This window comes from Arthrobacter sp. 10T413_2 (assembly GCF_056394205.1).
In genome coordinates this window covers 1-2,792 of record NZ_JBFTHK010000301.1, presented here as the reverse complement: position 1 = coordinate 2,792, position 2,792 = coordinate 1, and the positions used below count along the sequence as shown (strand labels likewise).

Here is a 2,792-nt window from a genome sequence, read left to right as displayed (position 1 = left end):
GCCGCACCGTGTGACGCACCGCCGCCTCACCCGCGACTAAGCACCGCAACGCAGAAGGCGGGCTCCCCCGGGGGGAGCCCGCCTTCTGCGTTAAGCCGTGTCGTGTTGTCTTAGGGTCTCGGGACGCGGATCATGCCTTCCTGCGCCACCGTTGCCACGTGCCGGCCGTCGCGGCTGAAGATCCTGCCGGTGGCCAGGCCCCGCGCACCCTGGGCGCTGGGGGACTCCTGGACATACAAGAGCCATTCGTCCACCCGGACCGGCCGGTGCCACCACATGGCGTGGTCCAGGCTCGCCACGGACATCCCGGGCGTAATCCAGCTCATCCCGTGCCGGCGGAGGACCGACTCCAGCAGGGTGTAGTCACTCGCGTAGGCCAGGGCGGCCCGGTGCAGGCCGGCGTCGTCGGGCATCGGGCCGAAGGTCTTCATCCAGACGGCGTTGCGTGCTTCCTTGGGCCCGTTGGCCGAAACGTACAGGGCCGGGTCGACGTGGCGGATATCGAAGGGCCGCTCATAGGCCCAGTGCCGGGCCACGGGGTGGTCGAACTTCCCCAGCACGTCGGCGGTGCTGGGCAGCGATTCGGGGTCCGGGATGCCGGCCGGCATCTCGGACTGGTGCTCGATGCCTTCGTCCTCGGCCTGGAAGGACGCGATCATCGACAGGATCGGCATGCCCTCCTGATAGGCGTGGACCCGGCGGGCCGAGAAGGACCGGCCGTCGCGCAGGCGCTGCACCCCAAAGGTGATCGGMTGGTTGGCGTCGCCCGGACGGAGGAAATAGCCGTGCATCGAGTGCACGCTGCGGTCCGGATCGACAGTGCGGCTGCCGGCAATGAGGGACTGCGCCAGCACCTGGCCACCGAAGACGCGCTGCCGCGGCTGCCGCTGGGAGGGACCCATGAAGATGTCCTCGTCGGTCCGTGCGCCCTCAAGCTCGCCGAGGTTGAGGAGTTCGATGAGCGAGGAGGTGGGGTCCTGCGTGGGAAGTCCCCGCAGTCCGGCTTCGGCTTCAGTCATGCTCTGACTCTAGACGGACGCCCGCGCCGCTCCAAAGAAGCGCAGCCGGTAGAGTCGGTAGTGTGTCTGATGTCCTAACCCAGCCCCTGCAATTCACCGATCCCCGCGACCTCGCCGACCTTCGCACCTTCGCGACGCGCGCCAGGTCCATCGACGACGGCGCCATCCGCCTCCAAGCCGCGGGCCCGGTCCTGGCCGCCTACGTCTGCGTCCTGCGGCMCCGTCTCCTTGGCGAATCCACGCCCACCATCCTCGGCCTGCGGACCATGGCGCTGGCACAGCCGGCGGACACTGACGTGACCGTGCCGCTGTCGGCCGTGCTGGACCGTTTGGCACGGGCGGGGGAGACCGACGTCGAACTTCCCGTGCCGCCGATGACCGTCAGCGAGTCGTGGGCCGGGATCGGGGCGCCGCGTGCCGGCTGGGAACCGCTCGGCACCCTCCGGGACACCGCCCTGCGGGACGCCGCCGAGGCCGGCATCCGGGAGATCGCCGCGATCATCCCCKACAAGCCCSGCGCGCTGATCGTCAACAACGCCCGGGCAACGGTCTGGGGCCGTGAACTGCCCGACGCCGGCGGCCTCCCGGCCGGTGCCGCGTTCGCCGCGCTCACCCTGGGCTTCCTCGCCGACGGCGACCAGCGGCTCTTCCGGGCCGGGCGCTGGTTCCGGCTCAGCGGCACCCGCGGCCACGTGCTGGTCCGGACGGGTTCCGGACTTTAGGACTCTGCTAGTTGGCGGCGGAATCCCGGATCGCCGTCGTTGCCCGTCCCCGCGTTGACCGGCCTGCCATACTGGGCGCATGAGCGATGTATCGGTGCTGGATCCCCCGATCGGGCGACACTTTGGCTTCAATGATGCGCTGCATCCGGACCGGAGGTGGATCCGCCTGCCCCGAGCCGCGGTGGGCATCTTCGTACTCGTCGCCGTCGCGCGGAGGACGTACGACGCCACTCTGCCCGGCAACGACGTCGATGTCTTCCAGCTCTATTCGGAATTCACAGTCCAGTCGAACCTCGTCCTCGGGCTGGTGCTCATCGCTTCCGCCGCCAGGCCGCGGACGCGGCTTCCGGAGTGGTGGGACCACCTTTTCGGCGCACTAGTTTTCTATCTGGTGATGACGGGCATCATCTACGCGGTGCTCGTCGCCCCGCCGGGTGAACCGTGGTGGAGCTGGGACATGTACTGGCCCCAGCTGGCACACCATCGCGTGGCTCCGTTGTTCGTCGTGCTCGACTGGATCCTCGTCACGAAGACACTGCGCGGCAGATGGTGGCGGCCGCTCGTGTGGCTCAGTTACCCGGCCGCCTTCCTGGTCTTCTCGTGGGTGCGCGGCGGCATCGACGGCTGGTACGTCTACGACTTCCTCGACCCGACGCTCGACGGCGGGTGGCCCGCCGCCCTGACCACGACGGCGCAGGTGCTCGCCGCGTTCGTGCTCATCGCGTTCCTCGTGCACGGCGCCGGCAACGGGCGCGCCGCGCTGGCCGCGGGGCCCGGGCCGCGCTGATCCCGCGTCCGGACGCGACGGCGCTTAGGCCTCCGACGGGMTGTTGACCATGGAGAGGGCTGCCCGCTCCATGTAGTCCCACAGCGTTCCCTCGTACAGTGGCGGAAGCTGAAGGGCATCCACCGCGGTGCGCATGTGGTGGAGCCAGCGTTCCTTGGCCTCCGGCGTCACGCGGAAGGGCATGTGGCGCATCCGCAGACGGGGGTGCCCGCGCTCCTCGCCGTAGGTCGTCGGACCGCCCCAATACTGTTCCAGGAACATCAG

4 protein-coding genes are annotated in these 2,792 nt (G+C 69.5%); 2 read left to right on the top strand and 2 right to left on the bottom strand.

Translation table 11 applies throughout. From position 1 onward, the window contains the following. Positions 1-110 precede the first annotated feature (110 nt). Complete coding sequence (locus tag AC1DBQ_RS22790; RefSeq protein WP_476930673.1) at positions 111-1,019, bottom strand: acyl-CoA thioesterase; 909 nt, start codon at positions 1,017-1,019, stop codon at positions 111-113. 62 nt (positions 1,020-1,081) lie between these two features. Between AC1DBQ_RS22790 and AC1DBQ_RS22785 the strand changes: the two genes are divergently transcribed. Both AC1DBQ_RS22785 and AC1DBQ_RS22780 read left to right on the top strand, forming a co-directional pair. Beyond that, the gene (locus AC1DBQ_RS22785) at positions 1,082-1,741 is read left to right on the top strand and encodes a DUF8185 domain-containing protein (protein WP_476930672.1); all 660 of its coding nucleotides are present in this window, start codon (positions 1,082-1,084) and stop codon (positions 1,739-1,741) included. A 79-nt stretch (positions 1,742-1,820) separates the two neighbouring features. Then, positions 1,821-2,528 (top strand): Pr6Pr family membrane protein, encoded by a 708-nt coding sequence (locus AC1DBQ_RS22780; protein WP_476930670.1) that lies wholly within the window; start codon positions 1,821-1,823, stop codon positions 2,526-2,528. 24 nt (positions 2,529-2,552) lie between these two features. On the opposite strand, the gene AC1DBQ_RS22775 is transcribed toward AC1DBQ_RS22780, so the two are convergent. Beyond that, positions 2,553-2,792, bottom strand: a 240-nt coding sequence (locus AC1DBQ_RS22775) for a globin domain-containing protein (protein WP_476930669.1), incomplete at its 5' end; no start/stop codon positions are given.